The sequence below is a fragment of the Microbacterium sp. CR_7 genome, from assembly GCF_041954755.1.
GTDB lineage: Bacteria > Actinomycetota > Actinomycetes > Actinomycetales > Microbacteriaceae > Microbacterium.
Genome location: NZ_JAVAYF010000002.1, coordinates 549,675 through 564,217, shown reverse-complemented (window position 1 = coordinate 564,217; position 14,543 = coordinate 549,675). Strand labels below are relative to the sequence as shown.

The window sequence follows — 14,543 nt, the reverse complement described above, 5'->3', positions numbered from 1 at the left end:
GCTCCGCCCGCCTCGGTAGACTGGAGCTGACTTTCCGAGGAGCCCAGAATGACTGACGCGTCCGCCGCGCCCGAGCAGACCACCGACGCCGCCGACGAGGACGTGCACGAGCAGAAGGCCGTGCGCCTCGCCAAGCGCGAACGACTCATCGCGAAGCGCGCGGATGCCGGCGGCGGGGCGTTCCCGGTCGGCGTGCCCGTGACGCACACGATCCCGGCGCTTCGCGCCGAGTACGGCGACCTCGAGGCGGGAGCCGAGACCGGAGTGATCGCCGGAGTCGCCGGCCGCGTGGTGTTCAGCCGCAACACCGGCAAGCTGTGCTTCGCGACGCTGCAGGCCGGCGACGGATCGCGCATCCAGGCGATGATCTCGCTCGCCAACGTCGGCGAGGAATCGCTCGCCGACTGGAAGGAGTACGTCGACCTCGGCGACCACGTCTTCGTGCACGGCGAGGTGATCTCCAGTCGCCGCGGCGAGCTGTCGATCATGGCCGACGGCTGGGCTATCGCGTCGAAGGCGATCCTCCCGCTCCCGAACGCCTACGCCGAGCTGAGCGAGGAGGGCCGCGTTCGCAGCCGCTACCTCGACCTGATCGTGCGCGAGCAGGCCAGGACCACCGTGCGCGCACGTGCCGCGGTCAACGCCAGCCTGCGTGCGACGTTCGCCGGGCACGACTACCTCGAGGTCGAGACGCCCATGCTGCAGGTGCAGCACGGCGGTGCCTCCGCCCGCCCGTTCGTCACGCACTCGAACGCGTTCGACACCGAGCTCTACCTCCGGATCGCCCCGGAGCTCTACCTCAAGCGCGCCGTGGTCGGCGGCATCGAGCGGGTCTTCGAGATCAACCGCAACTTCCGCAATGAGGGCGCCGACTCCACGCACAGCCCGGAGTTCGCGATGCTCGAGGCGTACCAGGCGTACGGCGACTACCAGCAGATGGCCGAGCTGACCCAGGAGCTGGTGCAGCAGGCGGCGATCGCCGTGGCCGGCTCGACCACCGTGACGTGGGCCGACGGCACCGAGTACGACCTGGGCGGCGAGTGGGACCGCATCTCGATGTACGACTCGCTCTCGGCGGCCTCCGGTCGCACCGTGACTCCGCAGGACTCGGTCGCCGACCTCATCGCCTTCGCCGAGGAGAACGGCGTCGACCTGCCAGCGCAGGCCACGCACGGCAAGCTCGTCGAGGAGCTGTGGGAGCACTTCGTGAAGCCAGACCTCGTGCGCCCGACCTTCGTGATGGACTTCCCCGTCGACACCTCGCCGCTCGTGCGTGAGCACCGCTCGATCGAGGGCGTCGTCGAGAAGTGGGATCTCTACATCCGCGGCTTCGAGCTCGCGACGGGATACTCCGAACTCGTCGATCCCGTCATCCAGCGGGAGCGCTTCGTCGAGCAGGCGAAGCTCGCGGCCCGCGGTGACGTCGAGGCCATGCCGGTCGACGAGGAGTTCCTTCGCGCCCTCGAGCACGGCATGCCGCCGTCCGGCGGCATGGGCATGGGCATCGACCGTCTGCTCATGGCGATCACGGGCCTCGGCATCCGCGAGACGATCCTGTTCCCGCTCGTCAAGTAGAACGCGCACTCAGGCCGCCGTCTCGCCGCGGCGGAACGCCCACTCGGGCAGCACCGCCGCGCCGATCATGGTCGCGAGGAGCTGCGCGAGGCCGTACTCGGGATCGATCTCGCCGACCATGTCGAGGTACCGACCGGCATGGCTGGACCGGCCGAGCGCCCACGACAGCCAAGCCGCTGCGGTGAGGGGTCCTGGGCGGGACGCGCGCGGCGCGCGGGTCGCCGCCGCACGGACGACCGCCAGCGCCTGCTCCAGGCGATCGAGATCGGGGCGAGGACCGCGTCCGAGAAACACCTCGCCCAGATCGTCGGGCACGGCCGTGCGGTCGTCGGCGAACTCGAGCTGCGCGTCCAGCGTGCGCACGCCACCGAGGATGTCGGTGGCCCACTGCGTGAGGGCGACGTCACGCAGCAGCGGTCGGTCGAGGCACCAGAGCAGCGCCGCCATGGCGAAGGTCGGCAGTTCCTCGCGCATCGCCAGCACCGCCTCGAAGAACATCGGGACGTCGTCGAGCAGCAGGACCGCCGCGAGCGCCTGCGGGTCGTCGCGAGCGGTGGGCGCCGTGTCGCGGTCGAGCAGCTCGCTGATCCGGAGCAGTGCGCGCCCGACTCGCTCGCGCTCGGCGAAGTCTGCCGCAGGAAGGTCGGCACCCGCGCACTGGTCGCCCGACACGTCGCCGATCCCGTGCACTCGCGGAGCGGACTCCTGATCGAACTCCTCGAGCTCGGGCTCGTCGACGAGATAGCTCGACCACCCCGACGGGGTCACGCACAGCGCATCGACGATGTCGAGCCCGGCGTCCGACGCGCACCCGAGCACCACGTCGACCTCTACCGCGAAGGGCAGCACGAGGCCGTCCCGCGTGACCTGGGCCTCGTCGTCCGTGTAGACGACGACGGCCACGGCATCCGTCCTCTCCACCCTGGCGACGAGAGCGACGGCGGTGTCGGCGTACTCGGAGAGGTCGACATCGCCGCGGGGGAGATCGAGCCGCATGGCTCCCGTGGTGCGGGTCGCGTGGAAGGGCAGCAGCACGAGGCTCTCGCGCGGCGTGAAGCCGGCGAGCGAGGGGATGATGCGAAGGAAGTCGGAGGAGCTGGAGGCGCGGAGCACGGTGGTCATGCGCCGAGTGTGGTCGAGCGCCCGTCGGCTGTGGGGCGATTCCACAGGGCGCGGACCTGATCTCTGGGAGCCGTCGAATGTGCAGGAGCAGTGGCTCGCGTACCATGGAGGGATGGAGAACTTCTGGCTCGCGGTCGCCTGGTCGATCCTCCCGACCATCGGCGTGAGCGTCGTGTTCTTCTTCGTGCTCCGCGGGATCCTCCGGTTCGACCGCACCGAGCGCAAGGTGCATGCGCGCATCGAGGCCGAGGAGCGCGCCGCACGTGGACTGCCCCCGCGCCCCTGAGCGACGTCCGACCCATCGGCTACTGTGTAGCGAAGACACCGGGTCGAGCATCCGCTCCCCGCGATCCCCGCTGCGGGCCGAGAGGGAGCGATGACGACCGAGAGCTGGGGCTGGTGGATCACCGGCTTCCTCCTGCTGCTCGATCTGGCGATCCGCATCACCGCGATCATCGTCATCCCGCGCAATCGCCGCCCGACCGCCGCCATGGCGTGGCTGCTGGCGGTGTTCTTCATCCCGTTCGTCGGCGTCTTCCTCTTCATCCTGATCGGGAACCCCCGGCTGCCGCGTGCGCGCCGCCGCAAGCAGGATCAGATCAACGAGTACATCGCCGAGACCAGCGAGCACCTGCACTTCGGCACCCTGCGTCCCGACGCACCGAGCTGGTTCCCCCCGCTCGTCGAGATGAACCACCGACTCGGCGCCCTCCCGATCTCCGGTGACAACGGCGCGCACCTCATCGGCGGGTATCAGGAGTCGCTCGACGCGATGGCCGACGCGATCCGCACGGCACAGGACTACGTGCACGTCGAGTTCTACATCCTCCAGTCCGACGCATCGACCGACAATTTCTTCCGCGCGCTGGAAGAGGTCGCCGAGAGGGGCGTGCACGTTCGCGTTCTGCTCGATCACTGGGCGAACAGGTGGAAGCCCCGCTACAAGGCCACGATCAAGCGCCTCAACCGCATGGGAGCCGACTGGCACCTCATGCTGCCGGTGCAGCCGTTCAAGGGGAGGATGCAGCGGCCGGATCTGCGCAATCACCGCAAGCTCCTCGTGGTCGACGGCAAAGTCGCGTTCCTCGGCTCCCAGAACGTCACGGACTCGACCTACAACCTGTCCAAGAACATCAAGCGCGGGCTGCACTGGGTCGACCTCATGGTGCGCATCGACGGGCCGGTCGTGCTGAGCGTCAACGCGATCTTCCTCAGCGACTGGTACAGCGAGACCGACGAGGTGCTGCAGGAGATCGATATCTCGCATGCTGAGCCGGGATCGGGCGACCTCGACTGCCAGGTGGTGCCGTCGGGACCCGGGTTCGAGGTCGAGAACAACCTGCGTCTCTTCCTCGGCCTGCTGTACGCGGCCAAGCAGAAGATCATGATCGTCAGCCCCTACTTCGTGCCCGACGAAGCGCTGCTCCTGGCGGTCACAGCCGCGGTCGACCGCGGCGTCGAGGTGGAGCTGTTCGTCTCCGAGGAGGGCGATCAGGCCATGGTCTACCACGCCCAGCGCAGCTACTACGAGGCGCTGCTGCGGGCGGGCGTGCGCATCTGGATGTACCGCAAGCCCTTCATCCTCCACACCAAGAGCCTCACGATCGACGACCAGGTGGCCGTCATCGGCTCCAGCAACATGGACATGCGGTCGTTCGGCCTCAATCTCGAGGTGTCGATGCTGGTGCGCGGCGAAGAGTTCGTCGCCGAGATGCGCGAGGTCGAAGACGAGTACCGGTCGCTCAGCCGCGAGCTCACGCTCGACGAGTGGATGCAGCAGCCGCTGCGCTCCACGGTGCTCGACAACCTCGCGCGCCTCACCTCGGCGCTGCAGTAACGGCTCGGCCGCACTTCGTCAACGGTCCTTTCCGGCCACTTTCCCCGTGGCTAGCCTGAGAGCATGACTTCCCCCAGGCTCGTCACCGCCACGCTGTCCGCCTTCGCCGCCGCACTGCTGCTCGCCGGGTGCACCGTCGGGCCGGGCGCAGAGGCGGGGCAGACCACGTCCGATCCGTCGTCGGGACCCGGCACTTCCGACGAGGTCGACGAGATGGAGGGCACGATCCTCGATGACGGTCGGTCCTTCGCGGTCGTGACCTGGGGCTCATCCACCTGCATCCCCCGGGTCGACGAGGTGAGCGCCGACGTACAGACCGTCACGGTGACTCTCGTCGATTCGGATGCCGATGAGGTCTGCACCGCCGACATGACGCAGCGCGCCAGCCTCGGCACCCTTCCCGAGGGCGTCGACCCCACGCAGGACGTCACGCTGAACGTGACGTACGGCGAGCTGGAGGACGACGTCGACCTGGCGGGCGACGCGGCCTTCACCGGGTCGCCGGGGTCGCCGACCGAGTATACGCCCTCGGCGGGGTGGTTCGACGACTCCTCGCTCGTGCTGCTCACCTGGGGCTCGTCGGGCTGCCCGCCCGTGGTCGACAGCATCGAAGGGTCGGGCAACACGGGAACGGTGACCTTCGCGACCGACCCCGAGCGGATGTGCACGATGGACATGGCACCCCGCGGGACGATCCTCTCCTTCGACGACGACGCGATCGACGACGACGACTTCACGCTCACGCTCGTGGGCGACTCGCTAGACGGCACCGTGCAGGTCCGCGGCTGACGCCCGGCGCGGCCACGGCGAGCGTCAGAGCGACGAGATCGCATGCCCCGCGGGGAGGGCGAGCAGCAGGGCGCCCGGATCGACTCGGCAGGTGATGCGCACGGCGGAACCGAACTCGTCGCCGTCGAGCTCGATGGGCGTCGGCCTGTTCGCCGCCGCTTCGGCGACGGTGCCGCGGAAGTAGTGCACCGACGCGTCCCTGCCCCGGCGGTCGAGCACACGCCGTCCGGCGCGGAACCGCCGCAGCACCGAGTTGTCCCACCAGATCTTGCGCCACACGCCCAGCCAGCCCAGCACGCCGGTCGGCTGGATCACCGCAAGGTCCAGCGTGGCATCCGTGATCGACGCGTCGGGGATCAGCGCGATCCCGGCCGGCAGCGTGCCGCAGTTCGCGAAGAGGATGCTGTGCACCTTCGTCGTGTGCAGACGCCCGTCGTCGATCTGGAACACCGCGCGGAAGGGCTCCGCCGTCACGAGCGAGCGCGCCGCGCCGTCGACGTAGGCGATCCAGCCGACCGAGCGCTTGAGGTCGGGGCGGGTGTTCGCGATCATGTCGGCGTCGAGGCCCATGCCGGCGAGCACGACGTACGCATGCTCCTCCTCGTCGCCGTCCTCGCGCGTGAGGCGAGCCCATCCGATGTCGATCGGATACCGGAAGTCGCCCAGCGCAGCCCTGATCATGTCGTCGGGGCCGGCGAGGGGCAGTCCGAGGTTCCGGGCGAGGAGGTTGCCGGTGCCGCTCGGAAGGATCGCCAGGGGCACGCCGGTGCCTGCGATGGTCTCCGCGACGGCCCGCACGGTCCCATCGCCGCCGGCGACGAGGACGACGTCGACCCCGCGCTCCAGCGCCTGGGCGGTCGCGCGCTGCCCGGCATCCTGGACCGTCGTCGGATAGAACGCGGGGTGCTCCCACCCCGCCTCCTTGGAGAGGTCGCGCACCCGCGCGCGCAGGTCCTTCTCGGCGACCTTGATGGGGTTGTAGACGAGAGCGGCCTGTCGGCGGGCCGGTGAGCTCTTCGTCATGGCGCTACTCTAACGCCGCGCGGAACGGCCTCCCGCCGCGCTGACGCGCCCGGGACTCGCCATAGACTTGGTGGATGATCGACCTCGCACTCCTCCGCGAAAACCCGGAGATCGTCCGCCGTTCTCAGGCCGCCCGTGGCAACGACCAGGGCACCGTCGACGCCGCACTCGAGGCCGATCGATCGCGCCGCGCGGCACTCGCCGCCTTCGAGGAGCTCCGGGCCGAGCAGAATGCGTTCGGCAAGCAGGTCGCGAAGGCGCCGAAGGAGGAGAAGGCCGCACTCGTCGCACAGGTCAGGGACCTCGCCGACCGGGTCAAGCAGGCCCAGCAGACCTCGAACGAGGCGTCCGAGAAGGCGTCCGAGGCGCTCGCGCGCATCGAGAACGTCGTGATCGACGGCGTGCCGGCCGGTGGGGAGGCCGACTTCGTCGAGCTCCGCCGCGTGGGCGAGGTGCCCGCGTTCGACTTCGAGCCGCGGGACCACCTCGAGCTCGGTGAGATCCTCGGAGCGATCGACATGGAGCGCGGCGCCAAGGTCTCCGGCGCCCGGTTCTACTTCCTGCGCGGGATCGGGGCGCGTCTCGAGATCGCCCTCATGAACCTCGCCCTCGACAAAGCGCTGCAGAACGACTTCGTGCCGCTGATCACGCCCACGCTCGTGCGCCCGGAGATCATGCAGGGCACCGGCTTCCTCGGCGAGCACGCCGACGAGGTCTACCACCTGGACAAGGACGACGACCTGTACCTCGTCGGCACCAGCGAGGTCGCACTCGCCGGATATCACAAGGACGAGATCGTCGACGTCGGTCGCGGACCGCTCCGCTACGCGGGCTGGTCGACCTGCTACCGGCGCGAGGCGGGTTCGCACGGCAAGGACACCCGCGGCATCATCCGCGTGCACCAGTTCAACAAGCTCGAGATGTTCGTCTACACCACTCCTGAGGATGCCGAGGCGGAGCACCTGCGCCTCGTCGCGCTGCAGGAGGAGATGCTCACCTCGCTCGGTCTCGCCTACCGGGTGATCGACGTGGCGGCGGGCGATCTCGGATCCAGCGCGGCGCGCAAGTACGACATCGAGGCGTGGGTCCCCACGCAGGGCGCGTTCCGCGAGCTCACCTCGACCTCCAACTGCACGACGTACCAGGCTCGTCGCCTCGACGTGCGGTACCGCCCGGCGGCGGAGGACGGCCAGCAGGCGAAGACCCAGCCCGTCGCGACCCTCAACGGCACGCTGGCGACCACCCGATGGATCGTCGGGCTGCTCGAGACGCACCAGCAGGCCGACGGATCCGTCCGCGTGCCCGAGGTGCTGCGCCCGTACCTGGGCGGGCTCGAGGTGCTGGAGCCGAACGCATGACCTCCTGGCTCGTCGGTCTCGACGTCGACGGCACGATCCTGCTGCAGGACGAGTCGATGAGTCCCGGCGTGCCCGAGGCCGTCGCTCGACTGCGCGACGCCGGGCATGAGGTCACCATCGCGACCGGCCGCAGCTGGAACGCCACCGAGCGGTACGTCGACCTGCTGGGTCTCACTCCGGAGTACGTGGTGTGCTCGAACGGCGCCGTCACGATGCGGCGCGTCAGAGACGAGTGGGAGCGCTGGCACATCGAGACGTTCGACGCGTCACCCGTGCTCGCGCTGCTGCGCGCCCGTCTGCCCGAGGCGCGGTATATGGTCGAGCTCGCGTCCGGCCAGCGTCTCTACACCGAGCACCTCGACGACTGGACCCTCGACGGCGGTCGTCAGGTCGGATTCGAGGAGCTCGTCGCCGAACCGGTCTCGCGCGTCGTCGTCGTCTCGCCCGGCCACGACGAGGAGGACTTCCACCGCCTCGTCGCCGACGCGGGCCTGAACGAGGTGTCGTACGCGATCGGCTGGACGGCATGGCTCGACATCGCTCCGCAGGGCGTCGACAAGGGGACCGCGCTCGAGCGCGTGCGCACGCAACTGGGCTTCGGCGGCGAGCGGGTGCTCGTCGCTGGAGACGGCCGCAACGACATCGGCATGTTCGCGTGGGCGCGGGAGCTCGGCGGACGCGCCGTCGCCATGGGGCAGGCGCCCGACGAGGTGAAGGCCGCGGCGGGAGAGACGACGGCCGATGTCGAGGACGGCGGACTCGCCGACGCGCTGAACACGCTTCCAGCGGCTGCCCAGGTCAGCGCGGGAGAATAGAACTCGGCTAGACTCACGGCTTGTCGGCGGATTCGTCTGTCGGGAGGGTTGTCCGAGCGGCCGATGGAGCTGGTCTTGAAAACCAGTGGGCAGAGATGTCTCGTGGGTTCGAATCCCACACCCTCCGCTTCGAAGCACGGTGTCGCCGCACCGAGACGCTGAACCGAAAGGCCCCGAGTGAGTCCCCACACCCGCCGCCGCCGTACCCTCGCACGGCACGGACAGCAGCGCACCCCGGGTGCGGTCAGCCAGCTCCTCAAGTTCATCGCGATCGGCCTCGCGGTCGTCCTCGTGAGCGGTCTCGGCGTCGCGGCGTACGTCGCCTACGACCTGACCAGCACCGTGAGCGCCAACGCCGTCGAACTGGACGGCACGGATGAGCTTCCCCCGGACATCGGCGAGTACAAGGGCGGGTTCAACCTGCTCCTCACCGGCGTCGACACCTGCGAAGAGGCGTACGCGCAATACTTCGGCGCGCGGTGCGACGGTCCGGATTCCGAGGGCACGCTCAACGATGTGAACCTGCTCGTCCACGTCTCGGAGGAGCCGCGCCGCATCACCGTGGTGAGCTTCCCGCGCGACCTCATGCTCGGCATCCCCGCGTGCGAGGACGACGAGGGCAACATGCACTCCGCGATGAGCAAGCAGCCGCTCAACACCGCATACACCGACGGCGGCCTGAACTGCGTCGCGAAGACGATCACGCAGCTCACCGGGCAGGAAATCCAGTTCGCGGCCTCCGTCACGTTCGGAGGTGTGATCGAGATCACCAACGCGATCGGCGGCGTCGACGTCTGCCTCGCCACCCCCATCAAGGACAGGTACACGGGCCTCGACATGGCCGCGGGGACCCACACGGTTCAGGGTCTGCAGGCGCTGCAGTTCCTGCGCACCCGCCACGGAGTCGGCGATGGAAGCGACCTCGGACGCATCGGGAACCAGCAGCAGTACATGTCGAGCCTCGTGCGCAAGCTCATCAGCAGCGACACCCTCGGCAACTTCCCCATGATGCTCAAGCTCGCGAACACGGGACTGAGCAACATGGAGACCAGTACCTCGCTCGCCAACCCCACGATGATCGCGCAGATCGCCCTGGCTGTGAAGTCGGTGCCCTTCGAGGACATCGTCTTCCTCCAGTACCCGACCGGCACGGATTCCGACAACCCGAACAAGGTCGTCGCGAACAAGTCGGCCGCGCAGGCGATGTGGGATGCGATCAACGAGAACGCCCAGCTGCAGGTGACGCACGAGAACACCGCGAACGACGGTGTCGTCGTGGCGGATCCGGCACCGCAGGATCCGGCAGTGCCGGACCCCGCCGCGACCGCACCGGCGACCGAGGAGCCGACCAACGTCGTGGCGCTCCCGAGCTCGATCAAGGGCAACTCGGCGGCGCAGCAGACCTGCTCCAACGGCAACGTCCGCTGAACCGCGGCGGCGCCTCTCGCGGGTCCGAGGTCAGCGCTCGACCGTCGGCGGGTACAGCACGTCCATGAGTGCTTCGAGGATGCCGGGCATGTCGACCGACGGATCGATCAGCCACTGCAGCTGCAGCCCGTCGGCGACGGCCTGCACGACCCGCGCTGTCGTGTCCGCGTCGAGCGCCGCTCGCTTGGCCGCATCGCCGTGGAACGCCTCGGCGATGCTTCCGCGGAGGCGTTCGCTGCGCTCCAGGAAGTACCGGTGGGCGGGATGCTCGGGGTCGGCGGCGTCCACCGCCAGGCGCGAGAACAGCTCGACGACGCCCGGCACCTCGGCGTTGTGGCGGATGACGTCGAGGAAGGCCGCTTTGGCGTCGACGGGATCGTGCATGCGGGGATCGCGCTCGTCGTGCTCGTCGCGCGTGCGGAGCACCTCGGTGAAGAGCTCTTCCTTCGATCCGAAGTAGTGCAGCAGCGCCGCGGGGGTGACGCCCACGGCTTCGGCGATCTGCTTGAGTGACGCGTTGCGGTAGCCGGTTCGACCGATGACGTCCAGGGCGCTCTCCAGGATCTCCTGACGCCGGGCGACACCCTTCGCGTATGAACCTCGTCGTGCCATCCCTCGACCCTAATCCTGAATGCTGTTTGGATTCCAATACTGACTGTCGTATGGTTTTCGGAAGACACCGCCGTCGCCGCGAAAGGACGACCATGACCGACACCTCGGCATCAGACCTCACCCTCGAGGAGAAGGCCTCGCTCACGAGCGGAGCGGACTTCTGGACCACCAAGGCCATCGACCGCATCGGCCTGCCGTCGATCATGATGACCGACGGTCCGCACGGACTGCGTAAGCAGGCCGACGCCACCGATCACCTCGGTCTCGCCAGCAGCGTGCCGGCAACGTGCTTCCCTCCGGCCGTGGGGATCGGATCGTCGTTCGACCCCGAACTCGTCGAGCGCGTCGGCGCCGCGATCGGCGTGGAGGCCGCGATCGAGAACGTGGCGGTCGTGCTCGGCCCCGGCATCAACATCAAGCGCTCCCCGCTCTGCGGCCGCAACTTCGAGTACTTCTCGGAGGATCCGTTGGTCTCGGGCATCCTCGGGGCGGCCTCGGTACGCGGCATCCAGTCGCAGGGGATCGGGTCGTCGCTCAAGCACTTCGCCGCGAACAATCAGGAGTTCGACCGGATGCGGGCGAGCTCCGACGTCGACCCTCGGCCCTTGCGCGAGATCTACCTGCGCGGCTTCGAGCGGGTCGTGCGGGATGCGCAGCCGTGGACCGTCATGTGCTCGTACAACCGCATCAACGGCGTCTACGCCTCGGAGGACCCGTGGCTGCTGACCCAGGTGCTCCGCGACGACTGGGGCTTCGACGGCCTCGTCGTCTCGGACTGGGGCGCCGTCAACGACCGCGTCGCCGGCGTCGCGGCGGGCCTCGATCTCGAGATGCCGTCGTCGGGAGGGCGGACGGATGCTCAGCTCGTCGCCGCCGTGTGGGCCGGCGAGCTCGACGAGAGCGTGCTCGACGTCGCCGCCGATCGCGCGATCGCCCTCGTCCGCGAGGCGCAGACGCGTGATGCCGTGCAGGGGCCGCTCGACGTGGACGCCCACCACGCCCTCGCCCGCGAGGCGGCTGGGCGGTCGATCGTGCTTCTCAAGAACCAGGATGCCGTGCTGCCGCTCGCCCCCGAGCAGCGTGTGGCCGTGATCGGAGCGTTCGCGACCGAGCCTCGTTTCCAGGGTGCCGGTTCTTCGCTCATCAACCCCACGCGCGTCGACACCGCCCTCGACGAGATGCGCGCGGTCGGCGGGGATCGTGTCTCGTACGCGGCGGGGTTCGCAGTGGAGGGCGGTGCCGTCGCGGCATCCGGTCGTTCCGCTGCGGACCTGCGGTCCGAAGCCGTCGCCGCCGCGCGGACGGCCGAGGTGGCCGTCGTGTTCCTGGGGCTGCCTGCCGCGGAGGAGTCAGAGGGATTCGACCGCGACCACATCGACCTTCCCACCGCGCAGCTCTCGCTGCTGGATGCCGTGATCGAGGCGAATCCGCGCACGGTCGTCGTGCTGTCGAACGGCGGAGTCGTCGCGCTCCCGTTCGCCGACCGGGTGCCCGCGATCGTCGAGAGCTGGCTGCTGGGGCAGGCCGGCGGTGGAGCGGTCGCCGATGTGCTCTACGGCGCGGTGAACCCGTCGGGCAAGCTCACCGAGACCATCCCGCTGCGACTCGAGGACAACCCGTCCTTTGGCAACTTCCCCGGGGAGTTCGGCCACGTGCGCTACGGCGAGGGCATCCTCGTCGGCTACCGCTGGTACGACGCCAAGGGACTCGACGTCGCGTTCCCCTTCGGGCACGGGCTCTCGTACACGACGTTCTCGTACGGCGCTGCGACGGCATCCGTCGCAGACGACGGCGATGTGACCGTGCGCGTCGACGTGACGAACAGCGGCGACCGCGACGGGCGCGAGGTCGTCCAGGTCTATGTCGCTCCGGTGCGGTCAGCCGTGCAGCGGGCTCCGCGCGAGCTGAAGGCGTTCTCGTCGGTGGCGCTCGCCGCGGGGGAGACGCGCACGGTGGAGCTCGTCGTGCGCCGCCAAGACCTCGCCTACTGGGACGTCCGGGTCGACCGCTGGGTCGTCGAGGGCGGTGACTACACCGTCGAGGTGGCCGCGTCGAGCCGCGACATCCGCACCACGGCGACGGTCGCGGTCGAGGGTGACGAGGTGTCGCTGCCGCTGACCCTGAACTCGTCGATCGGAGATGTGGTGTCGCATCCGGTGGCCGGTCCGATCGTCATGGAGGCGCTGGGCGGACTGATGGGCGGCCTGACCGGCGCCGACTCCTCGGCCGCATCCATGATGCCGAACGACGAGGCGATGCAGAAGATGATGGCGTCGTTCCCCATCGGGCGCCTCATCGGCTTCCCCGGTGTCGACGTGACGCATGAGCAGATCGAGCAGCTGCTCGCCGGCGCGAACGCGGGGTCGCTGCCGCAGGGCTGACGCGCTCTTTCGCCTCGAGGCCCACCACCCCCGTCAAGACCCACCGTCCGCGACGTCGTGCGTGGTGGGTCTCGACGCGCGTGGTGGGTCTCGGCAGAGGGAGCGTCAGGCGCGCGGGGTGTACCGCGTCGGGGGGTGAGTTGCGGCGACGAGCTCGCGCAGCTCCTCGAGCGTGGCGGGGGCGGCGCCGAGAGAGCGCGCCTGCACGAGGACGTTGCCGAGCGCCGTCGCCTCCACCGGACCGGCGAGGACGGGTAGGCCCGTGCGATCGGCCGTCGTCTGGCACAGCAGGCGGTTGAGCGAGCCCCCGCCGACGAGGTGGATGCTGTCGACCTCACGACCCGTGAGCCCCACCGCGGTGCGGATCGCGGCGGCGAACGCGGCCGCGATCGACTCCACGATCGAGCGTGCGAAGGTCGGGCGGGACGTCGGCGCGTCGTCGCCGAGGAGGGTGGTGATCCGTGCGGGCATGTCACCGGGGGCGCTGAGGGACGGGTCGTTCGCGTCGAACAGAGCCACGTCATCCCGGACGGCCGAGGCCTCGTCGAGCAGGGCGGGCAGATCGATCGCTGCGCCGTCCTCTGCCTCCCAGGCCCGTACCGTCTCGCTCAGCAGCCACAGTCCCGTGACGTTGTGCAGGAAGCGGTAGCGGCCGTCGACTCCGCGCTCGTGCGTGAAGTTCGCCTCGCGCGCGGCATCCGTCAAAGTAGGCTCGGCCAGTTCGACGCCGACGAGGCCCCACGTGCCGCACGAGATGTACGCCGAGTGCGGGGACGACAGCGGCACGGCGGCGACGGCGGAAGCGGTGTCGTGCGACCCCACCGCGATGACCGGCAGTTCCGCGCCGATGCGCTGCGCGAGTTCCGGGCGCAGCGTGCCGATCACGGTGCCGGGGTCGACCAGCGGGGGCAGGATGCGGGCACGGATGCCGAGACGGCTGACGATCTCGGCATCCCACTCGCCCGTCGTCACGCCGAGCAGGCCCGTGGTCGAGGCGTTCGTGCGCTCGGCCACCGCGGAACCCGTGAGGAGGTACGCGATGAGGTCGGGGATGAGGAGAGCCACGTCCGCCTCGAGCAGTCGTGCGTCCGCGCGGTACTGGTACAGCGTGTTGAACGGAAGGAACTGCAGACCGTTGCGCTGGTAGAGCTCCGCGAACGGCGCGACCGCGTGCACCTCGACGACTCCGCGAGCCGTGCGGTCGTCACGGTAGTGGAACGGCTCCGCGAGCAGCTCGCCGTCGGCGATCAAACCGTAGTCGACCGCCCAGGAGTCGATGCCGATGCTTTCGACGCTGGGTTCCCGGCGCACGGCCTCCGCGAGTCCGGCGAGGATGTTCTCGTACAGGGCGCCGAAGTCCCAGTGCAGGCCGTCCTCACGCTCGACCGGTCCGTTGGGGAACCGCGACACGAGCTCGAGGTCGAGCCGTCCGTCGCCGATGCGACCGATCACGACGCGTCCGCTCGTCGCCCCGAGGTCGACGGCGGCGACCGCGCGGACGGTCATGGGCATACCCCATCGGTGCCGAGCCACCCTCTTGTGCGCGAGCGACCCCCGTATTCGCCGTTCAGAGAGGGGTGGCTCGCGCGCAGAGGGGTGGGTC

At 69.5% G+C, this 14,543-nt stretch carries 12 protein-coding genes and 1 tRNA gene; 9 read left to right on the top strand and 4 right to left on the bottom strand.

Annotated elements, in window-relative coordinates:
* Window positions 1-48: 48 nt before the first annotated feature.
* A complete protein-coding gene (gene lysS, locus RAC81_RS05890) occupies window positions 49-1,575 on the top strand; it encodes a lysine--tRNA ligase (protein WP_375081455.1) in 1,527 nt (508 codons plus the stop codon).
* 9 nt (window positions 1,576-1,584) lie between these two features.
* Here the strand turns inward: lysS and RAC81_RS05885 are convergent, their stop codons facing one another.
* Window positions 1,585-2,697, bottom strand: a complete 1,113-nt coding sequence (locus RAC81_RS05885; RefSeq protein WP_375081454.1) for a DUF4192 family protein — start codon at window positions 2,695-2,697, stop codon at window positions 1,585-1,587.
* A 112-nt stretch (window positions 2,698-2,809) separates the two neighbouring features.
* On the opposite strand from RAC81_RS05885, the gene RAC81_RS05880 reads away from it, so the two are divergent.
* The 3 genes from RAC81_RS05880 to RAC81_RS05870 all read left to right on the top strand — a co-directional run bounded on the left by RAC81_RS05880 (window position 2,810) and on the right by RAC81_RS05870 (window position 5,323).
* Window positions 2,810-2,983: a hypothetical protein gene (locus tag RAC81_RS05880; protein ID WP_179297466.1), complete on the top strand. Its 174-nt coding sequence runs from the start codon at window positions 2,810-2,812 to the stop codon at window positions 2,981-2,983.
* Between the two features lie 90 nt (window positions 2,984-3,073).
* Window positions 3,074-4,534, top strand: coding sequence for a cardiolipin synthase (cls, locus tag RAC81_RS05875; RefSeq protein ID WP_375081453.1), 1,461 nt, complete (start codon window positions 3,074-3,076; stop codon window positions 4,532-4,534).
* A 63-nt stretch (window positions 4,535-4,597) separates the two neighbouring features.
* Window positions 4,598-5,323 (top strand): hypothetical protein, encoded by a 726-nt coding sequence (locus RAC81_RS05870; protein ID WP_375081452.1) that lies wholly within the window; start codon window positions 4,598-4,600, stop codon window positions 5,321-5,323.
* Window positions 5,324-5,347: 24 nt separating this feature from the next.
* On the opposite strand, the gene RAC81_RS05865 is transcribed toward RAC81_RS05870, so the two are convergent.
* Window positions 5,348-6,346 carry a diacylglycerol/lipid kinase family protein gene (locus RAC81_RS05865; protein ID WP_375081451.1) on the bottom strand — a complete coding sequence of 333 codons (999 nt, stop codon included), beginning with the start codon at window positions 6,344-6,346 and terminating at the stop codon, window positions 5,348-5,350.
* 74 nt (window positions 6,347-6,420) lie between these two features.
* On the opposite strand from RAC81_RS05865, the gene serS reads away from it, so the two are divergent.
* The 4 genes from serS to RAC81_RS05845 all read left to right on the top strand — a co-directional run bounded on the left by serS (window position 6,421) and on the right by RAC81_RS05845 (window position 9,947).
* Complete coding sequence (serS, locus tag RAC81_RS05860; RefSeq protein WP_375081450.1) at window positions 6,421-7,704, top strand: serine--tRNA ligase; 1,284 nt, start codon at window positions 6,421-6,423, stop codon at window positions 7,702-7,704.
* Window positions 7,701-8,519 carry an HAD family hydrolase gene (locus RAC81_RS05855; RefSeq protein ID WP_375081449.1) on the top strand — a complete coding sequence of 273 codons (819 nt, stop codon included), beginning with the start codon at window positions 7,701-7,703 and terminating at the stop codon, window positions 8,517-8,519. Before serS ends, RAC81_RS05855 begins: the two co-directional genes overlap by 4 nt.
* Before the next feature lie 42 nt (window positions 8,520-8,561).
* Window positions 8,562-8,646: transfer RNA gene (locus RAC81_RS05850), tRNA-Ser, on the top strand.
* 50 nt (window positions 8,647-8,696) lie between these two features.
* Entirely contained in the window at window positions 8,697-9,947 is a 1,251-nt protein-coding gene (locus tag RAC81_RS05845; protein ID WP_375081448.1) for an LCP family protein, read from the top strand.
* Window positions 9,948-9,977: 30 nt separating this feature from the next.
* Here RAC81_RS05845 and RAC81_RS05840 read toward each other — a convergent pair whose 3' ends face one another.
* Window positions 9,978-10,559 carry a TetR/AcrR family transcriptional regulator gene (locus tag RAC81_RS05840; RefSeq protein ID WP_375081447.1) on the bottom strand — a complete coding sequence of 194 codons (582 nt, stop codon included), beginning with the start codon at window positions 10,557-10,559 and terminating at the stop codon, window positions 9,978-9,980.
* Between the two features lie 92 nt (window positions 10,560-10,651).
* Between RAC81_RS05840 and RAC81_RS05835 the strand changes: the two genes are divergently transcribed.
* On the top strand, window positions 10,652-12,940 hold the full coding sequence (locus tag RAC81_RS05835; protein ID WP_375081446.1) for a glycoside hydrolase family 3 C-terminal domain-containing protein: 2,289 nt from the start codon (window positions 10,652-10,654) through the stop codon (window positions 12,938-12,940).
* Between the two features lie 105 nt (window positions 12,941-13,045).
* Here the strand turns inward: RAC81_RS05835 and RAC81_RS05830 are convergent, their stop codons facing one another.
* Window positions 13,046-14,446 carry a rhamnulokinase family protein gene (locus tag RAC81_RS05830; RefSeq protein WP_375081445.1) on the bottom strand — a complete coding sequence of 467 codons (1,401 nt, stop codon included), beginning with the start codon at window positions 14,444-14,446 and terminating at the stop codon, window positions 13,046-13,048.
* Window positions 14,447-14,543: the final 97 nt, after the last annotated feature.

Bases quoted from the DNA above. Each gene is read 5' to 3' on its own strand.
- RAC81_RS05835 (WP_375081446.1), top strand. From the start codon at position 10,652: ATGACCGACACCTCGGCATCAGACCTCACCCTCGAGGAGAAGGCCTCG.
- RAC81_RS05880 (WP_179297466.1), top strand. From the start codon at position 2,810: ATGGAGAACTTCTGGCTCGCGGTCGCCTGGTCGATCCTCCCGACCATC.
- serS (WP_375081450.1), top strand. From the start codon at position 6,421: ATGATCGACCTCGCACTCCTCCGCGAAAACCCGGAGATCGTCCGCCGT.
- cls (WP_375081453.1), top strand. From the start codon at position 3,074: ATGACGACCGAGAGCTGGGGCTGGTGGATCACCGGCTTCCTCCTGCTG.
- RAC81_RS05830 (WP_375081445.1), bottom strand. From the start codon at position 14,446: ATGACCGTCCGCGCGGTCGCCGCCGTCGACCTCGGGGCGACGAGCGGA.
- lysS (WP_375081455.1), top strand. From the start codon at position 49: ATGACTGACGCGTCCGCCGCGCCCGAGCAGACCACCGACGCCGCCGAC.
- RAC81_RS05840 (WP_375081447.1), bottom strand. From the start codon at position 10,559: ATGGCACGACGAGGTTCATACGCGAAGGGTGTCGCCCGGCGTCAGGAG.
- RAC81_RS05870 (WP_375081452.1), top strand. From the start codon at position 4,598: ATGACTTCCCCCAGGCTCGTCACCGCCACGCTGTCCGCCTTCGCCGCC.
- RAC81_RS05865 (WP_375081451.1), bottom strand. From the start codon at position 6,346: ATGACGAAGAGCTCACCGGCCCGCCGACAGGCCGCTCTCGTCTACAAC.
- RAC81_RS05885 (WP_375081454.1), bottom strand. From the start codon at position 2,697: ATGACCACCGTGCTCCGCGCCTCCAGCTCCTCCGACTTCCTTCGCATC.
- RAC81_RS05855 (WP_375081449.1), top strand. From the start codon at position 7,701: ATGACCTCCTGGCTCGTCGGTCTCGACGTCGACGGCACGATCCTGCTG.